This is a genomic window from Mastigocoleus sp. MO_188.B34, from assembly GCF_030065675.1.
Taxonomy (GTDB): domain Bacteria; phylum Cyanobacteriota; class Cyanobacteriia; order Cyanobacteriales; family Nostocaceae; genus Mastigocoleus.
Window position 1 is genome coordinate 18,444 of the sequence record NZ_JASJDK010000011.1, and the last position, 25,101, is coordinate 43,544.

A 25,101-nucleotide genomic window follows, 5' to 3' on the forward strand; every position below is an offset into this window, starting at 1 on the left:
CGTTATTAATAAGTTGATGATTGATAAGAAAACTTGCCTTTACTAAATCATGGGATAATTTTACGGGGGATTAATTTAAACCGTAAAATCAACTTCAACAATCAAATCATTGTAGTAATTATCACTACCATTGGGTAAATCTTCGAAACCAAAGGTATTGTCTGAGAGCAAGCGAATATGGTCATTACCATCAATCAGTGTTTGCTCCAAGGTATGGGAAGTGAAGAAGGCAGAAGGGAGTAATATGGTAGGGGTTTCATAAAAATAAGGAGTTTCCGCAAAAAGTGCAAAAATATCACTGGAGTAAAGTTTCTTTTTGCTCTAATTCTTATTACGTAGTATCTTGTGGTGGGTTGCCAATCGACGTTTTAAAGAAATATATCCAAAATCAAGATAGACCCTGAAGCGCTATTATTCCCCATCCCGCTATTGTTGGGAATGGGGACTGTCACCCAATACCTTCAAGTTAGAAGTTCAATAGTTATCTTTATAAGGGGAGTTCATAATTTTCAACTCATACTTTTTCAAGTTGCAAATCCCCCAATTCATCGTCATGATAAAAAGCTGCGTCGATACGACAACCGCAATAAGCTAAAACATACAATTCTTTCAAATCGTTAATTAATGGATAGCGAGGATTTGCTCCCGTACATTGGTCATCAAATGCTTGTTCTGCCATTTTTTCCAAGCTATTGTAGAAAGTCTTATCGTCAGAACCCAATGTCTCTTTAATGGTCAGAGGAATATCAATTTGGTGTTTAAGATTTTCTACGTTTTCCACCAGTTTTTCCACTTTCTCATCCAGGGTATTTCCACCCAATTGAAGAAAATCTGCAATTTGTGCATAACGTTTCTTTGCATGGGGATATTTATATTGTGGAAAAATCGCCTGTTTAAAAGGAACATCGGTAGCATTATAACGAATTACATGGGAAATCATCAGTGCATTTGCTAACCCATGGGGAACATGAAAAGTTGCTCCTAATTTATGAGCCATGGAGTGACAAACTCCTAAAAAGGCATTAGCAAATGCCATTCCGGCTATTGTTGCTGCATAGTGAACTTTTTCCCGTGCTTCAGGATCGTTACTACCATTGTTATAAGCTCTTGGTAAATATTTAAACAATAAATCTATTGCTTGTAATGCTAATCCATCTGTAAACTCAGTCGCCATTACCGAAACATAAGCTTCCAATGCATGGGTTAAAGCATCAATTCCACCATATGCGGTTAACTTTTTCGGCATATTTAAGACCAATCCTGGGTCTACAATTGCCATGTTTGGTGTGAGCGAATAGTCTGCTAAAGGATATTTAACTCCTACTTTTTCATCGGTAACAACTGCAAATGGTGTGACCTCCGAACCTGTACCGGAAGTTGTGGGAATCGCCACTAACATGGCTTTTTGTCCCAATTGAGGTAATTCATATACCCGTTTGCGAATATCCATAAATCGCATTGCTAAGCCTGCAAATTCCACGTCGGGATGCTCGTACATTAACCACATTACTTTTGCTGCATCCATGGGTGAACCGCCACCAATTGCAATGATCGCATCTGGTTGATAATTCCTTAATAACCTTAAACCTTGTTCAACATTCGATAAAGTTGGATCCGGTTCTACGTCGTGGAATACATCATATTTAATTCCAATCTCATCCAAAGCTTGGGTAACGCGATCGACAACTCCTAAGTTAAATAGACCTTTATCTGTAACGATAAATGCCCGTTTTTTACCTATTAAATCTCGCAAAGCTACGGGTAAACAACCATATTTAAAATAGACTTTTGGTGGAATACGGAACCACAGCATATTTTCCCGACGCTGGGATACTGTTTTAATATTAAGTAAGTGATAGGGTGCAACATTATCAGATATGGTATTACCACCCCAACTTCCACAACCCAAAGTTAAGGATGGGTCTAATTTGAAATTATATAGATCCCCAATTGCACCTTGGGAAGATGGTGTATTGATCAGAACTCGCGAAGTTTTTACACCATTCTCAAAATAAGCAATATCATCGAGGTTGGCGGGATCGGTATATAAAACAGCAGTATGTCCGGGACCACCAAATTCAATCAAATTTTCGGCTTTCGTAACCGCTTCCTGGAAATTTTTGGCCCGATACATGGCTAAAATCGGCGATAATTTCTCATAGGAAAAAGCCTCGGTTGCGCCAATTTCTTCTACTTCAGCGATCAAAGTTTTGTAGCTACTTGGTAACGGACAATAACTATCTTCTCCACATCCAGAAACTTCCTGTTTGAGCTGAATATCAGCAAGTTTTGCTATTGTTCCCACCGACTGTCCGACAATTGCTGGATTCAATCTCCCATCTTTCAATATCAAGCTACCGATTTGATTTTTTTCCTCATCATTAAGAAAATATGCACCGCGACAAATAAATTCCTGTTTAACTTTTTCGTAGATTTCATCAACAACAACTACAGATTGTTCCGAAGCACAAATCATCCCATTATCAAAGGTTTTACTCAGCAAAATTGAGCTAACAGCAGTTTTAATATCTGCTGAAACATCAATTACTGCAGGAGTATTACCCGCACCTACACCTAAAGACGGATTTCCCGAAGAATAAGCAGCACGTACCATTCCTGGTCCACCAGTTGCTAAAATTAATGTGATTTCTTGATGCTGCATTAATGCTTTGGATAGTTCGATACTTGGTTTATCAATCCAACCGACAATACCTTCGGGAGCACCAGCAGAAATTGCTGCTTCGAGAATAATTTTTGCTGTCTCAATCGTACATTTTTTTGCCTTGGGATGGGGGGAAAGAATTATTCCATTACGAGTTTTGAGGGCGATTAATGTTTTAAAAATAGTCGTAGAGGTAGGGTTCGTAACGGGAACTATCCCAGCAATAATTCCCACAGGCGCAGCTATTTTCTGAATTCCAAAAGCTTTATCCTCTTCAATAACACCGCAGGTTTTTTGGGATTTATACTTGTTATAGATATATTCAGAAGCAAAGTGATTTTTGATTACTTTATCTTCAACAATACCCATACCTGTGTCCGAAACAGCCAGTTTCGCTAAAGGTATTCTTTGATTATTAGCTGCTAAGGCTGCTTGTTTGAAAATCAAATCAACTTTTTCTTGAGAGTAGCTAGCATATTTTTCTTGTGCTTTTTTGACCTTCTGTACGAGCAATTCTAATTCTTGAATGTTTGTAACTCGCATAATTTCTTTCATAATTTCTACTACCATATATTGCATATTGAAATGATACGAAGTATCATGTAGAGCTTCGCACATTCAAAGTTTAAATCAACTATAAATTTCCAGTTTAAAGTACCCTCAAACCCTTGTTACGGAAAATAGTTAATGCTTTTTCTATCTCTTCTGAGGTAGGAGTTGGAGTTTCTTTGAGCTCATATTCGTAACCTAGTTCTTCCCATTTATATTCACCCATCTTATGAAATGGTAAAACTTCAACCCTTTCAACATTATTCAGAGTAGAAATAAAATCAGCTAACATAGATATGTTGTTTGGGTCGTCAGTTAAACCAGGTACTAATACAAATCGAATCCAGGTTGGTTTATTGATTTCACTTAAGTATTTAGCAAGATTGAGTGTTGGTTCAATATCAACACTTGTGACTTTCCTATAAATAGCAGGATCGAATGATTTAATATCAAGTAGTACTAAATCTACAAATTCTAATACAGATTTTGCTGTTTCTAACTTGCAAAATCCAGATGTATCTAAAGCTGTATGTATTCCCAATTCTTGACAACGTCGAAAAATCTCTCTGACAAACTCCGGTTGAAATAAAGGTTCGCCACCACAAGCCGTTACACCTCCACCTGAAGCTTTCATATAGGAAGCATACTTCTGAATTTCTGTAATTAATTCATCAACTGTTACCTGTTTCCCATTTTCTAGATAGCGACAGTCAGGATTACTGCAGTATAGACAACGTAGAGGACAGCCAGTAGTAAAAATAACAAAGCGAATTCCGGGACCATCAACTGTTCCGCAGGTTTCCACAGAGTGGATATAACCTGATGTGTTTGTGACTGATGTAGTAATTTGAGATCTACCCATAGTGCAGAGGAAATTTTACTTTTATATTCGCTTCACTGTGAGTTATAGGATAATAATCTGAGAAAACTGTGAAAAGAATTGAAAATATACCAAATTTTACTTCTCCATCCTTGTTTACTCTAAGATATTCGCAGATAATTACGTATTCATCAGAAAATCTATCGATTATTAATTGAAGACAGATTTTATTACTGTACGAAAGTATAAATATTATTTTACAAGTTGGAACAGCATAATAATAAAGTATATTCCCAATTTGTGTAAATCCAAACCATAGACTGGAGGTGAATTATAAATATATTGTTAAGTATTTACCCTTAAATACTAAATCGATGTAGTCATAAATAATTTACTCCAGTCCTATAATCCTAGTTTATTGATACAACTAATTTATCGTTCATTTCCTATATAAATACCCAAAGCACTTGCGGTTTCAACTAAGTAGTGATTCTTAGCTACATGCAATGGACTTTGAGCCAAAACATCATTTAAAGCAACAGACTTCACTTGACCGTTTTGCCAAGCTACCATTTTGCCACTTTCCCCAGCAGCAATCAAATCCACAGCAGCTTTACCAAATGCTGTTGCAACCAAGCGGTCTAAAGCTGTAGGTATTCCCCCACGTTGGATATGTCCTAATACAGAAACACGAATATCAAGTTTATTGTGGCTGCAATTACGTATTTCATCTGCTATGTACTGTGCCATACCACAGCTAGGAGTTTGACATGATTTATATAAAGATGAATCATCGGCGACATTTGCTCCTTCTGCAACCACAACAATAGCAAATCTTCGTTCCCATTTCTCGCGTAATTCTGCAAGATGTTGGCATATTCCCTTAATAGAATAGGGAATTTCGGGAATCAAAATTACATCTGCTCCACCAGCGATCCCCGAACACAAAGCTAAGTGTCCAGCACTCCGTCCCATTACTTCCACAATCATGACTCGGTCGTGACTAGCTGCAGTGAATGTGAGACGATTTAATGAATCGACAATTGTATTGATAGCAGTATCAAATCCGACGACCCTATCTGTTAAAGCTACATCATTATCGATGGTTTTGGGGATCGCAATAAATTGCCAATTTCCAATAAGCTGTAATTTATTCAATATTGCTAAACTTCCATCTCCACCAATACCAATTAATGCATCAAGTTCTAAATCTCGATAAGCACAAATAAGTTCATCAATTTGATTTAAGGTATCTCCTTTATTGATACTTCCGAGAATTGTCCCACCCATGTTTAACAATGGGTCGATTCCACGCAGGTCAAAACTGTGGAGTGATAGTGGGATAGTTTTTCTTTCTAATAAACCCTTTGTTGCGTAGGGGATACCCAATACTTTCCAATCATATGTCAATATTGCATGACTTACAACTGCTCGAATTACGGTATTCAATCCCGGACAATCTCCTCCACTTGTCAGAATACCTAGTCTTTTTTGTGCTTTCATTATCTATATCAAAATAAAATATCTGGCTGGATCCATCTCAAATATCTGTTTATAGTCCTATAGTAAAGACGTACCGCGGTACGTCTCTACATCTATTTATCTACATTCTTTCGTGGAATGTCCGCTTCACAACATCAAGTTGTTGTTCCCGCGTTAGTTTTATAAAATTGACCGCATAACCGGAAACTCTGATTGTCAACTGCGGATATTCTTCGGGATGTTCCATCGCATCTAATAACATTTCCCGATTTAGGACATTAACATTAATATGATGTCCGCCATCATGGAAGTAACCGTCAAGCATTCCTACTAAATTGTTGATCCTATCTTCTGGAACTTTACCCAGTGCGGTAGGAACAATTGAGAAGGTATTAGATATACCATCTTGAGAGTATTCGTAGGGAAGTTTAGCCACCGATTCAAGAGAAGCGATCGCGCCTTTAGTATCTCTTCCATGCATGGGATTAGCACCTGGAGCAAAGGGTTCCCCAGCTTTTCTTCCGTCTGGAGTACTACCTGTTTTCTTACCGTAAACTACATTAGAAGTAATGGTTAATATTGATTGAGTTGGTAAAGCATTACGATAGGTTTTATGCTGCCGCAGTTTCTTCATAAAGTTGGTAATTAAACCACCAGCAATATCATCAGCCCGGTCATCATTATTTCCATATTTAGGAAAATCACCCTCTATCTGATAATCTATAGCCAATCCTTCCTCATCCCGTAAGACTTTCACTTTGGCATATTTAATCGCCGCTAGGGAATCTGCAACTACAGATAAACCAGCCATACCACAAGCCATTGTTCGGAAGACATCACGGTCATGTAACGCCATCTCTATCCGTTCGTAACAATATTTATCATGCATGTAGTGGATGACATTAAGGGTATTGATGTAGGTTTTTGCTAACCAGTCTAACATCAAATCAAATCTGCTTATTACCTCTTCATAGTTAAGATAATCTGAAGTAATTGGCGCAAAAGCAGGTGCAACTTGGTCGCCAGATTTTTCATCTTTACCACCGTTTATTGCATATAACAAACACTTAGCAAGATTAACCCGCGCACCAAAGAATTGCATTTGCTTACCAATTCGCATTCCAGAGACACAGCAAGCAATACCATAATCATCACCCCAATAAGGACGCATCAAATCGTCATTCTCATACTGAATTGAACTAGTATTTATAGAAACGTTGGTACAGAATTGCTTGAATGGTTTTGGTAAGCGTTCCGACCACAATACAGTTAAATTAGGTTCTGGTGCAGCTCCTAAATTGTACAGAGTATTAAGAATGCGGAAGCTATTTTTAGTAACTAAAGTTCTACCATCTTCACCCATTCCACCAATACATTCTGTGACCCAGGTAGGATCTCCGGAGAATAATTGGTTGTATTCTGGAGTCCTTAAAAAACGTATCATTCGCAACTTCATTACGAAGTGGTCGATCAACTCTTGTAATTGCTGTTCTGTTACTTTACCTTGTTGTAAATCCCGTTCGAAGTAAATATCTAAGAAGGTGGAAACCCTTCCCAAGGACATTGCAGCACCGTTTTGTTCTTTTACTGCTGCAAGATAACCAAAGTAAAGCCATTGTACTGCTTCTTGGGCGTTGCTAGCAGGGTAACTGATATCAAAGCCATAGCTAGCAGCCATCTTCTTAAATTCAAACAAGGCTTTTATTTGTTCATTAATCTCTTCTCGGAGTTGAATTATAGAAGATTCCATTGTATCAACTTCCAGAGATGAGAGTTGTTCCTTTTTATCGTCAATTAAGCGATCGACACCGTATAAAGCTACTCGACGATAGTCACCAATAATTCGACCCCTACCGTAAGCATCAGGTAAGCCTGTAATAATACCGGAATGTCGTGCTAGACGCATTTCCCTGGTATAAGCATCAAAAACTCCGTCATTATGGCTTTTACGATATTTAGTAAAAATCTCTTCAGTCCTAGGACTAAGCTTATAGCCGTAAGCATCTAGGGATGACTTTACCACTCGAACGCCACCAAAAGGCATAATTGCACGTTTGAGGGGTTTATCTGTTTGTAAACCTACAATTTGTTCCAGTTCGCGATCAATAAAGCCCGGTGCATGAGAAGTAATTGTGGAAACAACTTCCGTGTCAGCATCTAAAATCCCCTTGTCTCGCTCCGCTTTCATCAGATTCTTCACCTGACTCCACAGATTTTGAGTCTGTTCAGTTGCACCTGTTAAAAAAGACTCATCTCCCAAATAGGGGGTGTAGTTATTTTGGATAAAGTCACGCACATTGATTTCCTTCATCCATGTGCCAGGTTGAAACCCATGCCATTGTTTCATTTTCTTGACTCTCTAGCAGTATATATTTATTTAATTACCAGCAAAAAAGTAAAAATTATTGCACACTAATTTTCCGAGCGGGAATTCTAGATATTTAAAACTTTGAGGCAAAAAATACAAATGTGCAACCTAAAAAATCAGTAAACAAGTCAGCTTGCGAATAAAAATTATTTTGAATGCTTGTCCTGGATCGGATATTTATCGCTTAAAAACTCCAACATTCTTCTACAATTCCGTTGTAAATAAAAAACATGAGGAACTTGTGAGGTGATGTGACGCTTTCATTGTGACACACTTCACCAGTTCCTGATTTTTTTGCTTGACTTTGCTGCTATCGTCCTTCCAAAAAAAATATTTGTGCGACCGACATCTTGTTAGATACTGCTCTAACTATGAATAATTATTGAAATATACCAATTTTAATTTACTAATATTTAGTTTTCGTAGAACAAATATCAAAGCCAATATCCATAAAGCATGTATAGTCTGATGTAATACGAAGTTGATTATTATTGATTTACTCTGAAGATAAAAAATGTATCCCAAAATACTTTTATCCCAAAAATATCTGCCATTAGCCTTCAAAGTTGATTTATTTTTGTAAAAACCGCGATTTATCTACTATTCAATGCTATTATCAATAATATAAATCTCTTCATTTTCCATAAAGATATCCAAGTCAACTAGTATTATTACTGGTTTAAAGAAAAATACTTGTGTTGTCTTTACCAATGTCAAAAAAAAGATTCAACAAGCCTGGGATAACTAAAAAATTAGTTCTCTATTGTTTCTATAAGCGATTTTTCAAATAATTGTGAGTTTTGCAGTGACAGAGATCACAACAAAGTATGATATTTAGCTCTTGCGGCCTGCTTATTATTTTAAGTATAAGCAAATAAGTCAAGGGAAATATCTACTGTGAGTAAGAGTTTTATGTTTGCAATTGAAAATGGTGAAAATAACAAATTTGCGAGTTTGCCAACCATAGAGGAACAGATCGACATTGGTCGTAAAATCTTAAATCAGACCCAAGCAGATTCTTGGTTTAGTACTAGTTTCGATAAAAATGACTTCAAATATGTTAGTGAAGATGGTTACAAGACACTCCTCAATGAAGGGTATAATGAGATATATAACTTGCTAAAAAACGGTTCCAATACAGTTGAAGTCTTGGCTGAAAATGTTACTAATTCGCACCCAGAAGACAGTGATCGATTCTTTAACTTGTACGATTATGGTTTACAAGCCGAGTCGCCAAGTTGGATATCTGCTGAAGAAGAGTACGGTAAGTTAGGTGTAGGCGTTTTTGCAGATCTCGTCATAGAAAATTGTGAAATAAATCAAACAGAAAATGAATTAATTCAGCAGCAACTTAAGAGTAGTCAAATTACCATGAATTGCATTAGGTCGTCTTTGGATGTATTGGGGGGAGATGAAGATGATTTCTGGTCTATGATTGAGACTGGGATTGGGACTGCAATGGATTTTTCTGAATCCGTAGAGTTTGTTAGAAACTGGATTGAGCAAAATGGTATTTGGGATAGTAAGACCCCAATCTTGGAATTAGAGTGCGATCGCAGTTTGACTTTCGAAAAAGACTTACCCGAATCATTCCAAAATCAGGAAGAAGTAAAAATTTTACCTACTGACGTTACTAGCAACTTAATTCAGGAAGATAACTTAAATACTTTAACTGATGAAATAGTAATTAATTATAGTGTAATTAGAAAAAATGACTGCAAACATGAAGTTTACTTCTATGTAGTTGATGATGTTAATGGTACCGTAGAAGGCTTAGCACCAACTGATGATGGTTACGTAGAAGCTGCGCTGAATAACATCATCTTTCCCCAGTTTTCTAATCGCGTTCATAAAGTGGAAAGTGGAACTCTTCAATTAGACGCTGGTTCCTTAATTGTTCCTCTGGTTATAGAAGAAGGTAGTCTTGCAGAAGTACAAAAGGGTAACGCAAAAGTTTACTTTTCCTATGCTGGTGCTATTGGTGGTGATGGTTTAGACCGCATTAAGCTACTTGATGGTAATGTTTTCGGTTTTAATTATCAACTTGATCATGATGATAATGATATCGTAATTAAGTTGGATAACTCTAATATCTGATTTTATATCTCATAATCGACCTGATTTGTATGCATTAAATTCAAATCAAAATCCACTGTAGTAAAGTCTCAAATAGGATAAAATTCGCATAAAATCATTTGAGTTAAAAAATTTGAAATCTAAATCAAAATCTAACTTTAATATTAATCAAATTGACATAAAGCTTCAAAAAATTATAAAACTTCAATTCCATAGCTGCCAAATTGTGACTTTATTCTTTCACTATTGAGTAAAGGACGTAATTGAGTATAGTCAACATTTGATATATTTTGACTTGAATGACTTGATGCACCATAATTTACTTTTATTGAACAGCTGCTGAGGGAAAACAGTACTAACGTAAGTATTGCGAAAAATTTTCGGATCTTCCAATCCTATCCCCATCTTAGTTTTCCCCCTGAAGCCGTCCGAAAATAAGATACCTCCTTTTGAGTATCACATTTTTGATTACCTATTATTTTGGAACGATTGCCACTTCAAATCGTGATTAGAATACTACCAAAGAAACGCCCATCACCAAAGGACCAATTAGCCCAGCAGTTTCGAGTCTTATCACCTAAAGATTCTATGAAAGGACTTAAGCGAATTTGACATTTTTGAGTCCTATTCGCTCTCAATATACCATCAAGGGATAGAGTAAAACGGTTACCCCACACAGAGATATCTTTACTTTCTTTTCCAAGTTCTTGAATTGTCGCTACAATTGCAGCATCGCTAATAATACGCAGAGCAAAAGGTGCAGAAATGAAAGAAACTGGCGATCGCACATCTACCTTCACATCATAGATCCCTTGCCCAACTTTTTTAAATGACACAAAGCGGTAATTATCCTCATACTGTTTCTCCTTAAGGTATTCACTCTGCATTTTTTCTACCTTTTCAATAGCGATAGCAAATGATTCCTCTACAGGTTTGAGAATAGCAGGTTTAAAAGATTGCAAATCTGGTTCCCAACAGAGATCCTCATGGGACTGGACAAGACCCAAGACTTTCTCCTCTTCTATCATCAGAAGACCAGGTGTTTTATAACCATTGAAGCGACTACCGATCGCACTACAATAAGAGCCGCAGTGGGTGAGAAAGAGTGGATCTCCTTCTTTTACGTCTGTTAAGTCTGTGCGATCAAGAATTACATCTCCAGCAAAGCAAAGAGGACCAGCTATTGTATCTGAACCACCCCGGGGAAGGGGAGAATGTTCTGCATTGAGTACTGTCTGTCCAAAACCTGCCATTGTTACCTTAATAAGCTGATTAGTACCGACATCAATAATCCCCCATCCACGTCCCCTAGTAGTCTTTCTTGTTACTACCCGTGTGAGAATACCGATAGTATCTCCTACTAAAGAATTTCCAGGTTCTAGGCGATATGTAAATCTATCTTGCATCAGAGATGCAAAAATTTTAGTAAAAGAAGTTAGGGAGGGATAATCTTCTCCCTGGTGACCGGGGATCCCTAGCCCACCACCAAGATTGAGTATTTCAATCGAATGGGAAGTTTGTTCGTTAATGATATCTGCTAGATTGTGTAAGAAATCTAGACAGACTTCGAATATCTCCAGATTATCCATTTGAGTCCCTACATGTACGTGGAGTCCGGAGAAAGGAAGATGTGTCTGCTGCAAGCAGAAAATTACTTCCTCGGAGGCTATACCAAACTGACTTAAAGGCGAACTATGGGCAGTGTAGCGGTGGTATTCTGCATATTCTAAATAACCTGGTAAATTACCGGGATTCACTCGAAGAAAAAGTTTTCCCGGGAATTTTTGGTCATTTAAACGCTCTTCTAGTTTCCGAATATGGGATGGTGCGTCAAGAACGACTGAAGCACCAGCTTTTAAAAGATTCTCTGCAAGACAAATATCTGGAGCCGGGGAGTAGTAACTAATTCGAGAAACGGGAATTCCAGCTAGACGAGCTAAAAAGATTTCATGACCAGTTGCACAGTCAACTCCACTACCCTCTGCAGCTAAAGTTTCAAGTACAGCCATAGAAGGGTTAGTCTTGACTGGATATAAGATATTCGAGGTAGACTTCAACAACTCAGCATAAAGAATAAAATTACACCTGAGTTGAGCGCGATTAAATATATACAGTGGTGTTCCGTAAGTAGCACTCAGGTCGCGCATATCGATTTTGGCTGACCATGTCTCCATCTGTCGCATCATATTTATCTCAATATTTTGCCGTCGCTTTTTAGTATAATTTCAGGAAAAACAAAAAAACTTACCAATACTTTGTTAAAGACTTACAAATACTTTGTTAGTTTTATAAACTAATAATTTTGAAAATTACTGATTGATCATTAAAATCAGAAATTAAGATCATCTATTCATGGGAACGCATAATATGTTTATGTGTGTTGCCCTACAGTTGATAGCTTTATGGCAGATGATTTCGTTAAGCTAGATAAGAATAGTTACTTTTTTCTCCTGCAAGAAGTTACAAGATTGCGGGAAAAGCTTGCAAAGCTAGAATTTTGTCAAATAAATAGCGAACAACAGGAAATTTGGCAAGAGTTAGACGAACGTAATCGACTATTGAGTGGAGTTGCAACTGCAGCTAATTGTCTGCTATCTGTCACTAATTATGATGATTCTATTGATGCTGCTTTAGCGGCTTTAGGAAAAGCTACAGCTGTGGATCGGGTATACATTTTTGAAAACTCTTCTCATCCTGAAACTGGCGAACTACAAACGACCCAGAATTGGGAATGGGTTGCACCTGGAATTAAATCACAGATTAATAACCCGTTATTAAAAAATCTTCCTTATAAGGATTTTTGTCCGCGTTGGTACGAAACCCTTTCTCAAGGCGATGCTATTGTTGGAATTATTAAAGATTTTCCAGATACCGAGAAAGAGATTCTTGCATCCCAAGGTATATACTCAATTTTTGTGATGCCAATTCAGATCGAAGATAAATTTTGGGGCTTTATCGGTTTTGATGATTGTCATAAGGAACATCAATGGTCACAATGCCAGCAGTTAGTATTAAAGTCTGCTGTTGGGACTTTAGGAACGGCGATCGCGCGCCATCAAACTGAGATGAAATTACGAGAATCAAAAAAGTTTTTACAACTAGTAATAGATAATATTCCCCAGTCTATTTTCTGGAAAGACTGTAATTCTGTTTATCTTGGCTGTAACAGTAACTTTGCACGCATATCTGGTGTTGAGAAACCAGAAGATATTATTGGTTTGACTGATAATGACTTATCTTGGGAAGATTCCCTGTTTGATTTTTCCCACAAATGGGAACGGGAACGACAGGTTTCGCAAACAGGTCTTGCACAATTAAATATTGTTGAGACTCAAAAGCAAGCAGATGGGCAACAATTTTGGGCAAACACCAATACAATACCGCTCCGAGATAATGAAGAGCGTGTGGTGGGGATTCTTGGAACCTATGAAGATATTACCAGACGCAAACAAGCAGAAGAAAGTTTACAACTAATCCAATTTGCCCTTAATCGAGTTCGAGACTGTGTATTCTTAGTTAATTCCCTGGGAAATTTTTCTTATGTAAATGAGGCTTCTTGCCGTATTCTTGGTTATTCCCAAGCAGAATTTTTGAATATGAGCATGTTTGATGTTGATATCACATTACCTCGAGATAATTGGTTAAAAATTTGGAATCAATTAAAACAAGAAAAATTTTTAAATCCTGAGTCTATTTTGCAAACAAAAAGTGGCAAACAGTTTCCCGTAGAAATTAGTGTCAATTATTTGAAATTTAATGATAAAGAATACAGCTGCGCAATTGCTCGTGACATTACGGAACGTAAAAATGCAGATGCAGCGTTGAAAAAATTAAATGAAGAATTAGAATTTAGAGTTGAAAAACGTACAGAGCAACTATTGCAGGCAAAAGTAGAAGAGCACAAGTTAATTGCCCTGATTGAACACAGCCACGATCTAATTACAATTGCCTCACCGGACAATAAATTACTTTACATCAATGCTGCAGGTTGTAAACTTCTGGGTATTCAAAATGACAATAAAGTAAAAAACAAAACATCAAAGCAAATATATCCTCCTGAGACATGGCAGTATATTTTACAAGATGTGCAACCAACCCTCTTGAGGACTGGATCTTGGCAAGGAGAATTACTTCTCAAACACTGTTTGACTGGTGAAATTATTGAAATCGAAAGTAGTATTTTTCTGATTCGCGATCGAGAGACTCAAAAGCATCTTTATACAGCTAGCATCAGTCGAGATATTCGCGAACGCAAACAAGTAGAACTAAAATTAAAGCAACAAGCAGAAGAATTAGAAAAAAGTCTGTTTGAACTCCGCTACACCCAAACTCAACTTATTCACAGTGAAAAAATGTCCAGTTTGGGTCAAATGGTAGCAGGGATAGCCCATGAGATCAATAATCCTGTTAGTTTTGTTTATGGAAATTTGAATCCAGCTTCCTCATATTTCCAAGATTTACTTGGACTAGTCAAACTCTATCAACAATGTTATCCCGAACCCCCACAGGTTATCCAGGAGAAGATAGAAACCATAGAACTTGATTTTCTCGAACAGGATTTAACAAAACTGCTAGATTCAATGCAAGAGGGAACGCGCCGGATTAAGGAAATTGTCATTTCTCTACGCAATTTTTCTCGCTTAGATGAATCTGAATTCAAAAATGTGAATATTCATGACGGAATTGATAGTACTTTGATGATTTTACGCAATCGCTTGAAAGCTCAACCCAATCGCCCAGCAATTGAGGTCACAAAGCGATATGACAACTTACCTTTGGTGGATTGTTACCCCAGCCAGTTAAATCAAGTATTTATGAATATTCTCAACAATGCAATTGATGCTCTAGATGAGTATAGTAAAACACTGACTTTTGCAGGAATTAACGTTTATCCTTGCTGCATAAATATTTCCACTGAAAGAATTTCAGATAACAGCGTAACAATTAGAATTACCGATAATGGTCCTGGGATTTCCCAAGATATTCAAGATCGTTTATTTGAACCTTTTTTTACTACTAAGGATATTGGTAACGGTACGGGATTAGGATTATCTATTAGCTATCAAATTATTGTTGAAAAACACGGTGGCAATCTATCTTGTCAATCTAATTTTGGTCAAGGAACTGAATTTACAATTGAAATTCCAATTACTCATTAAGAATTACTCGCCAAGAATTACTTCTTGGCTTTTAAGCTATTTTTACACAAGGTTTTCACCGTATTATACTCACTAGTCAGTCGGGAAAATATTTGAATTAAGAGCAAAAATAAAAAATTAATTAAGGTAACCAAAATCTCTAACACTTGATTGATATTTCTATTAAAATCAAAGAGGCGTTAAAAGATAACGGGAAACAGTTCAGTACCAAGGCAGAAAAATAGCAGTTTGAGCCTTTGAGGAGTAATTTCACAGTAAATCGCGTTTTCCCTAATTTAATTATCCTGAGGGAAGTATAAACTCTAGAATATTGAGGTTTTAGTACAAATAATGCCCTCGATTGCACAATTGGAAGTGAGTAGTTAACGGCCACAAAGAACAGTAGTAATTAACCAACAGGTAACAGCGAACGCCAAGTCCTTACGGGCTACAGTTATAAGTATAATTTATAAGTATTTAGCCAGTTTACACTAAATCTTTACTGCTTAAACTTAATTGCTTAGATTATGTTTTGACAGACTATAGTTACAGTTTATTATTTGCATAATACATATAGATAAGTATGCGTTTTCCAAATCGAAGGATGAACTGAAATATTAGCTGATAAAGATTAATTAACGAGAAGGAATGGTTTCAGTGAGGAGTAATTTATGCCACAAAGTCTGACCAATGTCACTGATCGTGCTTACGATATTTTGCGTTCTGAATATCATCCACTAGATGCTATTTTTGCGCCTAAGAATATTGCAGTTATCGGCGCAACAGAAAAAGAAGGTAGTGTTGGACGAACTCTACTGTGGAATTTGATTAGTAATCCTTTTGGGGGAACAGTTTTTCCGATTAATCCTAAACGTAACAGCGTCCTAGGTATAAAGGCTTACCCAAAAATTTCAGATTTACCCGAATCCATAGATTTGGCAATTATAGCAACACCATCTCACACAGTCCCAGGGATTATTGGCGAGTGTATCGATGCAGGAGTAAAGGGTGCAATCACACTTTCAGCAGGTTTTAAAGAGACAGGTGAAACTGGGTTAGAACTGGAAAAACAAATACTCGAGCAATTGCGCCGAGGAAGTATGCGCTTGATTGGTCCGAACTGTTTGGGTATTATGAATCCCCATACTAACGTAAATGCTACTTTTGCTAGTAGCATGGCTCTTCCGGGAAAAGTAGGATTTATCAGTCAGAGTGGCGCATTTTGTACGGCAATTCTTGACTGGAGTTTTCGAGAACATGTTGGTTTTAGTGCTTTTATCTCTATAGGCTCCATGCTTGATGTTGACTGGGGGGATTTGATTTACTATCTAGGTGATGACCCTAATACTGAAAGTATTGTTATCTACATGGAGTCAATTGGTAATGCCCGGTCTTTCCTTTCTGCGGCAAGGGAAGTGGCGCTTACGAAGCCAATTATCTTAATTAAGCCAGGGCGTACAGTAGCGGCAGCCAAAGCAGCCGCTTCTCACACGGGAGCATTAACTGGTAGTGATGCAGTATTAGATGCAGCATTGCGGCGTTGTGGGGTTTTAAGGGTTGATAGTATATCAGAATTATTTGATATGGCAGAAATTCTGGCAAAACAACCCCGCCCAAAAGGCAAAAGACTGACCATTGTTACCAATGCAGGTGGTCCTGGAGTTATTGCAACAGATGCATTAGTTACCGGTGGTGGTGAATTAGCGCAACTATCTGAAGATACAAAAGATGCCTTGAAACAATTGTTACCTGCCAATGGTAGTTATAATAACCCCATCGATTTATTAGGAGATGCTGACCCTAGTCGCTATGCCAAAGCCTTAGAAATTGCTGCGAAAGATCCTAATAGTGATGGACTATTGGTAATTTTAACACCCCAAGCAATGACCGATGGAACCCAAACTGCTCAGTTATTACAAGATTACGCCCACATTGGTAAACCCGTGTTGGCTAGTTGGATGGGGGATATTGCTGTAGAAGCAGGGTCAGAAATTCTCAACAAAGCTTCTATTACTACTTTTCCTTATCCCGATACGGCAGCACGAATGTTTAATTATATGTGGCATTACAGCTACAATTTGCGATCAATATATGAAACTCCAGTACTTCCCAATAATGGAGATGGGGATTTTCCTGATCGTGCTCTCGCTGAAAAAATAATTAGTTCTGCCCGAAAAGCAGGAAGAACTTTACTGACTGAAGCTGAGTCAAAAGAATTACTTGCTGCCTATGGTATTCCCACCGTTACCACACACATCGCTGTGGGGGTAGAAGAAGCAGTCAAAGTCGCTGGAGAAATCGGCTATCCGGTTGTAGTAAAACTATTTTCCGAAACCATCACCCACAAAACTGATGTTGGTGGCGTGCGTTTGAATTTACATACCCCAGATGAAGTTCGTTCGGCATACCAAGCAATTGAGTCTTCCGTTACGCAGAAAGCAGGAGCAAATCACTTTGCAGGGGTTACCGTGCAACCGATGATAGATTTGAAAAATGGCTATGAATTAATTTTAGGTAGTAGTATTGACTCCCAATTTGGTCCCGTTCTCTTATTTGGTTGTGGCGGTGAATTAGTAGAAGTATTTCAAGATCGAGCTTTGGGTTTACCTCCTCTTAATACTACATTAGCGCGTCGGATGATGGAGCAAACCCGGATCTACAAAGCTCTACAAGGGGTGAGAGGCAAAGAATCGGTTAATTTAGCCGAATTAGAACAACTGATAGTCCGCTTCAGTCAACTCGTAGTAGAGCAATCTTGGATCGAGGAAATTGATATTAATCCTTTGTTAGCAAAAGCTGATGGAAATTCTTTACTAGCCCTTGATGCTCGAGTTGTTCTTCAAGAAAAACATATAGAAGAAAGTCAACTACCAAAGCTAGCAATTCGTCCTTATCCAAACCAATACATTTCTAACTGGAAGACAGCTAATGGAACTGAAGTCACAATTCGCCCCATTCGTCCTGAAGATGAACCGTTAATAATTAAGTTTCATCACACTATTTCTGAGGAAAGTGTATATTTCCGCTACTTCCACATGATTAAACTGAGTCGGCGAATTGCCCATGAGCGCCTCACACGTTTATGTTTTATTGACTATGACCGACAAATAGCTCTAGTTGCGGATTATAAAAATCTTCGAACCCAGGAGCATGAAATTTTAGCAGTTGCTAGGTTGAGTAAACTTCACGGTAAAAAGAAAGCAGAATTTGCCCTTATAATTAGCGATCGCCATCAATGTCAGGGACTTGGAAGCGAGTTGTTACAACAACTTTTGCAGATTGGACGTGACGAAAATCTGAAGAAAATTAGCGCCGAAATTCTGGCTGAAAATACAGCGATGCAGCATGTTTGCAAAAAATTAGGATTTACAATCGAGCGTACAGAGGATCCTTCTGTGTTAAGAGCAGAAATTGACTTGTAACATACTTTACTAACAGATGTCATTGCATCACTGATTACTAGGTCTCTACTGGTAACCAGTGGTCTGTTTCGTCTTTATGTGTAAAGCATTATGTATTCACAAAGGTTATTGGTTATTATTTATTTCTTCAAATCTAAAATTCTTCTGAAACTAACTATTTTCTGGGCTAAATAATCTCATAATACAAAGTATGTTACACAAAAGTATTCAAGATGAACGCGATTAATAATACTTTGCATTCTGCTGATTTACCTTTGTATTCTTCTGAAGATGTGGATTTAGAAATATTTAACTCTATCCGAAGTCCCGATGACATGCAAGGAAAGCCTGTAGAAGATATGAAACGATTGTTTCATAAAGAAGTAATTGTTGATGATGAAACCTCACTGGATACAGAAACTATCCAAGTACCAGGATTTATTGGTATCGCAGATGAGGATACGATTACTAACTTTGAAGGAAAAACGGTTTCTGGACATCAAGATATCGTTCAATTTCTCAATAGATACGGTCTGCTAGTTTGCACCTATCAATATAATAAGGACCGTTACGGTCAAGCCGTTGATTTACGTCATCCTCCCCAGAGTGATTATGACATCCATAATTTAGTGGAAATTTTCATCAAAAACGAGGGACATCACTCTGGTGTAATTGTACCTGCCATTAGAGAAAGTGGAGCCAAAGCTTTTGCCTCTTTTAATGAACCCGATGATTATCATAAGGGTTTATATGGCGAAAATGGGTTTGTTGCAATAGTACAAAATTTAATTTTCCCCAAATTTGTGACATCAGTTCAGCAGAAGGGATATACCGATAGCATTATTGGTTGGATGGCGCTTATGAATCCCTTTGTCCAATTTTCCGGTCATAATTTTAATGGAGGAGACCCCACTCGCGTTCTTAATAAGACCAGTCTCAAAGAATTGCTCAAAAATTGTGCTTTAGCTAGTGTCGGTGATGAAAGTGCAATAGAATTTCTTAAAAGTCCTGAGAATAAAGCTTATTGCTCTGAATTTGTTTATATAAGTCTGAATACTGCCGTTTATCCCTTCAACCTCAAAGGTTTAAGTTTAGTTTTAGATGGAGATGAAAGTAAAGCCAAAGAAATTCTGGAAATTCAGAAACAACAGAATCGCAGACAAGAAAATATTCTCAGCGATAAAAGCTTAAACCCACAATTAAAAGCTTTTAATATTTCCATGCCAATCGTACCTTCAGATTTACAGCCTTTGGATGTACTCATGGCAAATAATGGAATGGTCGTAGATCCTAACAGTATTCCTTTTCCACCTTTTACCCTTTCTCAAGTATTACGTCGTGCTTTCCGTACCTTGTTACCCCGCCATCAAGATGTTAATGATACCAAAATTATTGAAGCACAAGTAAAGCTTTTTGGATATTTAGAACCTTTAATCTTAAGACAATTGGGTCTTGACAATTCTTCTTTGAGCAGAATAAATCAAGAATCAAGTACAGAAATAGATGAGAAAGTAAAATCAGTGCGGGAATTTATCGCCTTTACTCAATCGATCCTACAACAAAACTATAGCAATTATGCTGAACTCGATTTGATTGTCGATAAAATTATGACAAAAGCAGATGAATTGATCGGCGCAGATGATGCAAAATATTTTGTTCCACCACGCATTTATGTAGACTTGGGACAAAATGATGATGATGGAAATTTACCTCAGGGTTGGGGATTTAAGTTGAATACTGTAGGTGCATTAATCTATCGAGGTGCGCTAAGGGATATCTCTGTAAATGCTCCATCATTAACGCCAAAAGTTTCTCCAGAAAACAGTTCTCAAGGAAGAAAATCGCAGGTAAGGTGATTCTTGTAGTTCGTTAGACGCGATCTATCGCGTCTGACATAAATCAAATAAAATGTATGATTTGAACTTAAACAGTTTTTTACCTTGTTTTGAAGATAGGAATACAAAAAAGTCACCAATAAATTTATTTCTTCAATTCCAAATAAAGACCTACTAATTGCAGATATCAAGTTTACTGAAATTACTAATACTATTGTTACTGGTATAGACGGTATTTTTTGTTGTTGTTACTGTTGTAGCAGAACTTACATTATGAGATGGTTTAGAAATTAAATATTGATAATGACCTAAGACGTATTCCATGAAGCGATCGCAACACTAAAATTAGTTTTAATTATCCAACCTCATAGATTATTAATAGTATTGAAGCAAAAACAATAGACATGTGATTGTGATGATGTGAGTAGATGTCTATGGTTCATAACCAATAGTTATCAAAAAATAAATTAGCAATAAATTTGTACGCACTAATCGTCATAAGTAAAGTTTAAAATAACAATATTATTTCGATCGCCCGGTTTATTACATAAGATTTCTTGACCTTTTGTATGCTCGTCTTTGATGCATGTCACTTGGGCTTCTAATGCTTGTAAATTATTTTTATATTTTTCCGGATCGATATTGAAACCGCGACGAAATTGACGCCAAGCCACATCAAGGTTTTTATCTCCGCAACGCATCTCAACCTCACCACCCTTGGCGTTCATTTCATTAAGCTTAAGTTCTTTTACTGGATTTTCGATGTCAACAAATTTACAATTCTGTACTTTAGGAGAATGATCGCAAGAAGCTAGAATAGTTAATGCAGCTAAGGCAAATATCCCATTGAAAACCTTGATTAATTTGTCCATATTTTATACTTTGAGATATGAATTATCTCAGATAAACTTTAATGCAATCTAATTACCCTTCGCTCATGATTGTATCAAGATTATATATATTTTTTTGTTTTTGAATAAAAATTTTTGAGGCTTACCGATAGTACTTATCCATTAAACTTGGCTTTCTAGTGCTAGGAAGAGAGTAAGATATTTTATTCTCAATATTTAAATTTCCACTTATCTGCTATCTATAAATACTAAAGATTTTGTGAAGAAAATTCTAGAAATATACTTCGAGCTACACATACGTGCTTTGCAAAAGCGCGAATAGATCCTGTAATCTGTTTAAGTATTTCTCAAGTTTATAATCCACTAATTTACACATTAAACTTCTATGGTAGTTTGTACTATCTGATTTGTTTAAATATTCATTATTTGAGATATAAATTATTTTAAACGTGACAAAATGGAATAAAAAACTGTGCCGATTAATTTATTTGAATATGAAGAATTAGCAAAAAAACATTTATCCCAAATGGCGTTTGATTATTACAGTAGTGGTGCGTGGGATGAATTGACCCTACGGGATAATAGAGCAGCCTTTGAGCGTGTGAAATTAAAACCCCGTGTACTTGTAGATGTCAGCGATAATCGCAATTTAAGTACTTCAATTTTAGGACAATCTCTGCAATCTCCTCTGTTGGTTGCACCAATGGCTTTTCAATGCTTAGCCCATGAAGAGGGAGAAATTGCAACAGCACGAGCAGCAAATAAAGCCGGTGTTGGGATGATATTAAGTACCATGTCTACTAAAAGTATTGAAGAAGTAGCAACACAAGGTAATTATTCAGATATTAATTCTTCAAGCAATAATTCTTCAAGCAATAATTCTAATAATACTCCCAGATGGTTTCAATTATATATCCATAAGGATCGAGATTTAACTAGTAACTTAGTAAAAAGAGCTTATGCTGCTGGTTACAATGCACTTTGTTTAACCGTAGATGCTCCAGTTTTAGGACAGCGAGAACGGGACAGACGGAACGAATTTACTTTACCAGCAGGTTTAAATTTAGCTAATCTTGCCAGCATATCAGATTTGGAAATTCCCACCGAGCATGGCGAATCAGGATTACTGTTATACTTTGCCCAACAGCTAGATCCAGCAATAACCTGGGAAGATTTAGCATGGTTGCGATCGCTATCTCCCCTACCCTTGATTGTTAAAGGAATTTTGCGGGGTGATGATGCTCGTCGCGCTGTTGAATACGGAGCTAAAGCTATTGTTGTTTCTAACCATGGTGGGCGTCAACTTGATGGTGCGATCGCTTCTTTTGATGCTTTACCTGAAATTATTGCAGCTATTGATAGTCAAGTTCCAGTACTTGTAGATGGTGGTATTCGTCGAGGGGTAGATATTCTCAAAGCATTAGCCTTAGGTGCTTCTGGGGTACTAATTGGAAGACCGATTTTGTGGGGACTTGCGGTGGGAGGAGAAGCAGGAGTAACTCATGTTCTGGAGATTTTACGAAATGAATTATCTGTTGCAATGGCATTATGTGGTTGTAGCAGAATCCAAGATATTGATTTGAGTTTGGTGGGATAAACTCAAAAATACCTCGAACATATTGCTTGAGAATATATCCTATAACCTCTATCCATTAAGGATTAGAGGTTATTTGTAAATAAAAGCAAACACTAATTACCAATTAATGCTGCTTGTTGTCCCTCCGGAGAAGTTGCGTAACCCAAAAATGCTTTTACTCCAGAACTGGGAGGATTTTTATAAACGTAAAATAACTCTCTAGTATACGGATAAGTGGCAGCTTCAGGTGTTACCCCATCTACCCTAAGTACCCGCGCTGTTGATTGATTTTGTACCTGAGCAAAAGTTGCGTAACCAATCCCATTAAGTCCCAAAACCCTTATTAGCCCTGTGGTTTCGTCTCGTGGTAGCGTAGTTATATTTGGTGTGGTACCAAAATCATTCCCTCCGAGCGCCAACTTCTTAAAAGTTTGGTGGGTACCACTCACCGGAGGACGGTTAATTACTAAGATACTTCCATTAGAACCACCGACTTGCGACCAGTTGTTAACTTTTCCTTCGAAAATATCTTTTACTTGAGCGCTGGTTAATCCTTCCTGGATAAAAGAATTATCTCTACCTACAATTACTGCGATCGCATCACTAGCTATTGGAACCGCAACTAATCCTTGAGCTTCTTCTTCCGGTTTTAGAGGTCTAGAAGTCGCAGCGATATCAACTTTACTGTCAATCAGAGCCTTAATACCATTACTACTACCGGTAGCTGATGTGACTATACTTGTACCTTGAAACTTCCTCTCAAAACTTCTTTTGAGATTTTGATTAATTGTTACCATAGTGGTAGAACCATCAATCCTTACGCTAGTTCCACTAGAAACAGAACTTGGCGAAGGAAAAGCTTCAGCAATGGGTGCTGCAGGGGCTTGGGTAACTTCAGGAGGTAGATCAACTTGATTAGTCGGAGGAGGTACTTTAGCACCTTCTTGTGGTGTAGGGTTACGCATGAAAAACCACCAATAACCCCCACCAAGCAAAGCTATAAATAAAAGTATGAAAACAATTGGGGGAGGACCACTTCTCTGACTCATAAAATTTAATTTATTTTTGTTTACTCACACCTTATAGCCCTAAGTATAAATCCGGTTAGGATAATAAAAGAGGTTACAGAATAACAATTATTTCTTTGATATAAATCAAAAACTTCGAGAAAAATTAGCGGTTATCACTAAGCAAAAAATATAAATCAATGTTTTTTAGTACAATATTTGGTTTTATTACTCAGTCGATTAATCAATTAACTTGACTATGGTAACTTTTTGGAATCGGAATCCTCTAACATTTGTAAACGACGAGCAACCTCATCATCCAAGGTCATATTTTCCAAGTCAGCTTGCAGTTTTTCCGTTGGATTTTCCGAAAGCTCAGCCAAAGCTTCTGCGCTCAAATTTCGCCGTTCCACAGCATTTTTAGCAGCCTCAAATTGATTTTTCGCAGAACCAATGTCAAACTCATTGTTAACTTTGGCAATTTGTTCTAATGCAGCATTGACTTCAGACATATCTTTCATATTCTGCATTTCAGTCTTATAAGCTTCCAGTTTAATCCGCTCTCGCTTGAGCTTATCTTTGGAAGCAGTGACCGCATTTTCAGCTTGCTTGACCATTTCTTCAAGCTTTGGCAAAATCTGTTCGACTTGAACAACTCTGGTCATAGCCATTCGCGCAGCTTCTTGATGACCCTGTTTTTTTGCAGTTAAAGCTTGTCTTTCAAAGGTTTGTAACTCTTTGACTTTTTCTTCATACTTTTGTTTTGCTCTCTGATAAGAACCTTCTTGAGCAGCCACAGCTTGTGCTAATTTTTGCACAGATTCTTGCATTGATTGTAGAGATTCTTCTGCAACTGCTACAGCAACTTTGCCACCAGACTCTACGGGTAACCCCCATAACCAATTCCAAATACTAATGATTATACGTCCGGCTTTATCACCCATTAGCCAGTAAATAAATTTCTTCATGACGTGTGTATATAAATAGATAAAATAATCAGTAAAAATAATAGTTAGGATACAGTTGACTGCAATGTCTTCACTTCCTTTACTTTATTATTAAGTAATACCAATCTCAAAAAACACTGCTACACATAAATTATTCAAATCTGTTACCCTTTCCCTGTCTTGGTCAGCATTCACACCCTCAGACACGGCACTTCGCCGGATTGCGCCTATCGGCGGCGCAGGTTCTCTTTTATAAAAGAAGTGTAGTCATATTAAAGGAAATTGGTATAAACCCTCTTTTGTCACTTTCGGTAGAAAATAATCTACAACCCTTATGTTTCAAGACTTTCGCAATAAGAGTACTTAAATGACATTTATGATGACGCAAT

General features: G+C 37.3%; 14 protein-coding genes and 1 pseudogene. 6 read left to right on the forward strand and 9 right to left on the reverse strand.

Translation table 11 applies throughout. The annotated features are described in order from the left end of the window. Window positions 1-75: 75 nt before the first annotated feature. A complete protein-coding gene (locus QNJ50_RS04215; RefSeq protein WP_300632396.1) occupies window positions 76-210 on the reverse strand; it encodes a DUF4114 domain-containing protein in 135 nt (44 codons plus the stop codon). 56 nt (window positions 211-266) lie between these two features. On the opposite strand from QNJ50_RS04215, the pseudogene QNJ50_RS04220 reads away from it, so the two are divergent. Next, window positions 267-404: pseudogene (locus tag QNJ50_RS04220) on the forward strand (transposase); the annotation flags it as partial. A 110-nt stretch (window positions 405-514) separates the two neighbouring features. On the opposite strand, the gene adhE reads toward QNJ50_RS04220, so the two are convergent. From adhE to pflB, 4 genes are all read right to left on the reverse strand, one after another. After that, on the reverse strand, window positions 515-3,241 hold the full coding sequence (gene adhE, locus QNJ50_RS04225) for a bifunctional acetaldehyde-CoA/alcohol dehydrogenase (RefSeq protein ID WP_300632398.1): 2,727 nt from the start codon (window positions 3,239-3,241) through the stop codon (window positions 515-517). A gap of 70 nt (window positions 3,242-3,311) precedes the next feature. Then, entirely contained in the window at window positions 3,312-4,073 is a 762-nt protein-coding gene (gene pflA / locus QNJ50_RS04230; protein WP_300632401.1) for a pyruvate formate-lyase-activating protein, read from the reverse strand. Between the two features lie 390 nt (window positions 4,074-4,463). Further along, window positions 4,464-5,534, reverse strand: coding sequence for an ATP-dependent 6-phosphofructokinase (locus QNJ50_RS04235; RefSeq protein ID WP_300632403.1), 1,071 nt, complete (start codon window positions 5,532-5,534; stop codon window positions 4,464-4,466). Between the two features lie 100 nt (window positions 5,535-5,634). Then, complete coding sequence (gene pflB, locus QNJ50_RS04240) at window positions 5,635-7,860, reverse strand: formate C-acetyltransferase (RefSeq protein ID WP_300632405.1); 2,226 nt, start codon at window positions 7,858-7,860, stop codon at window positions 5,635-5,637. Between the two features lie 933 nt (window positions 7,861-8,793). On the opposite strand from pflB, the gene QNJ50_RS04245 reads away from it, so the two are divergent. After that, complete coding sequence (locus QNJ50_RS04245) at window positions 8,794-9,978, forward strand: hypothetical protein (protein WP_300632407.1); 1,185 nt, start codon at window positions 8,794-8,796, stop codon at window positions 9,976-9,978. A 476-nt stretch (window positions 9,979-10,454) separates the two neighbouring features. Here QNJ50_RS04245 and QNJ50_RS04250 read toward each other — a convergent pair whose 3' ends face one another. Continuing rightward, window positions 10,455-12,143: a hypothetical protein gene (locus tag QNJ50_RS04250; protein ID WP_300632410.1), complete on the reverse strand. Its 1,689-nt coding sequence runs from the start codon at window positions 12,141-12,143 to the stop codon at window positions 10,455-10,457. Window positions 12,144-12,359: 216 nt separating this feature from the next. On the opposite strand from QNJ50_RS04250, the gene QNJ50_RS04255 reads away from it, so the two are divergent. From QNJ50_RS04255 to QNJ50_RS04265, 3 genes are all read left to right on the forward strand, one after another. Next, on the forward strand, window positions 12,360-15,116 hold the full coding sequence (locus QNJ50_RS04255) for a PAS domain S-box protein (protein ID WP_300632413.1): 2,757 nt from the start codon (window positions 12,360-12,362) through the stop codon (window positions 15,114-15,116). 650 nt (window positions 15,117-15,766) lie between these two features. Then, window positions 15,767-18,517, forward strand: a complete 2,751-nt coding sequence (locus tag QNJ50_RS04260; RefSeq protein ID WP_300632415.1) for a bifunctional acetate--CoA ligase family protein/GNAT family N-acetyltransferase — start codon at window positions 15,767-15,769, stop codon at window positions 18,515-18,517. A gap of 212 nt (window positions 18,518-18,729) precedes the next feature. Continuing rightward, on the forward strand, window positions 18,730-20,352 hold the full coding sequence (locus QNJ50_RS04265; RefSeq protein ID WP_300632417.1) for a hypothetical protein: 1,623 nt from the start codon (window positions 18,730-18,732) through the stop codon (window positions 20,350-20,352). A gap of 467 nt (window positions 20,353-20,819) precedes the next feature. Here the strand turns inward: QNJ50_RS04265 and QNJ50_RS04270 are convergent, their stop codons facing one another. After that, window positions 20,820-21,203, reverse strand: coding sequence for a hypothetical protein (locus QNJ50_RS04270; protein ID WP_300632419.1), 384 nt, complete (start codon window positions 21,201-21,203; stop codon window positions 20,820-20,822). A gap of 451 nt (window positions 21,204-21,654) precedes the next feature. On the opposite strand from QNJ50_RS04270, the gene QNJ50_RS04275 reads away from it, so the two are divergent. Continuing rightward, a complete protein-coding gene (locus tag QNJ50_RS04275) occupies window positions 21,655-22,779 on the forward strand; it encodes an alpha-hydroxy acid oxidase (RefSeq protein WP_300632421.1) in 1,125 nt (374 codons plus the stop codon). Window positions 22,780-22,871: 92 nt separating this feature from the next. Here QNJ50_RS04275 and QNJ50_RS04280 read toward each other — a convergent pair whose 3' ends face one another. Both QNJ50_RS04280 and QNJ50_RS04285 read right to left on the reverse strand, forming a co-directional pair. Next, window positions 22,872-23,807: a substrate-binding domain-containing protein gene (locus QNJ50_RS04280; RefSeq protein ID WP_300632424.1), complete on the reverse strand. Its 936-nt coding sequence runs from the start codon at window positions 23,805-23,807 to the stop codon at window positions 22,872-22,874. 215 nt (window positions 23,808-24,022) lie between these two features. Beyond that, complete coding sequence (locus QNJ50_RS04285; RefSeq protein WP_300632427.1) at window positions 24,023-24,733, reverse strand: PspA/IM30 family protein; 711 nt, start codon at window positions 24,731-24,733, stop codon at window positions 24,023-24,025. Window positions 24,734-25,101 lie beyond the last annotated feature (368 nt).

Coding starts and splice junctions, on each gene's coding strand:
- QNJ50_RS04245 (WP_300632407.1), top strand. CDS start 8,794: ATGTTTGCAATTGAAAATGGTGAAAATAACAAATTTGCGAGTTTGCCA.
- adhE (WP_300632398.1), bottom strand. CDS start 3,241: ATGCAATATATGGTAGTAGAAATTATGAAAGAAATTATGCGAGTTACA.
- QNJ50_RS04280 (WP_300632424.1), bottom strand. CDS start 23,807: ATGAGTCAGAGAAGTGGTCCTCCCCCAATTGTTTTCATACTTTTATTT.
- QNJ50_RS04285 (WP_300632427.1), bottom strand. CDS start 24,733: ATGAAGAAATTTATTTACTGGCTAATGGGTGATAAAGCCGGACGTATA.
- pflB (WP_300632405.1), bottom strand. CDS start 7,860: ATGAAACAATGGCATGGGTTTCAACCTGGCACATGGATGAAGGAAATC.
- QNJ50_RS04265 (WP_300632417.1), top strand. CDS start 18,730: ATGAACGCGATTAATAATACTTTGCATTCTGCTGATTTACCTTTGTAT.
- QNJ50_RS04255 (WP_300632413.1), top strand. CDS start 12,360: ATGGCAGATGATTTCGTTAAGCTAGATAAGAATAGTTACTTTTTTCTC.
- pflA (WP_300632401.1), bottom strand. CDS start 4,073: ATGGGTAGATCTCAAATTACTACATCAGTCACAAACACATCAGGTTAT.
- QNJ50_RS04235 (WP_300632403.1), bottom strand. CDS start 5,534: ATGAAAGCACAAAAAAGACTAGGTATTCTGACAAGTGGAGGAGATTGT.
- QNJ50_RS04260 (WP_300632415.1), top strand. CDS start 15,767: ATGCCACAAAGTCTGACCAATGTCACTGATCGTGCTTACGATATTTTG.
- QNJ50_RS04270 (WP_300632419.1), bottom strand. CDS start 21,203: ATGGACAAATTAATCAAGGTTTTCAATGGGATATTTGCCTTAGCTGCA.
- QNJ50_RS04250 (WP_300632410.1), bottom strand. CDS start 12,143: ATGATGCGACAGATGGAGACATGGTCAGCCAAAATCGATATGCGCGAC.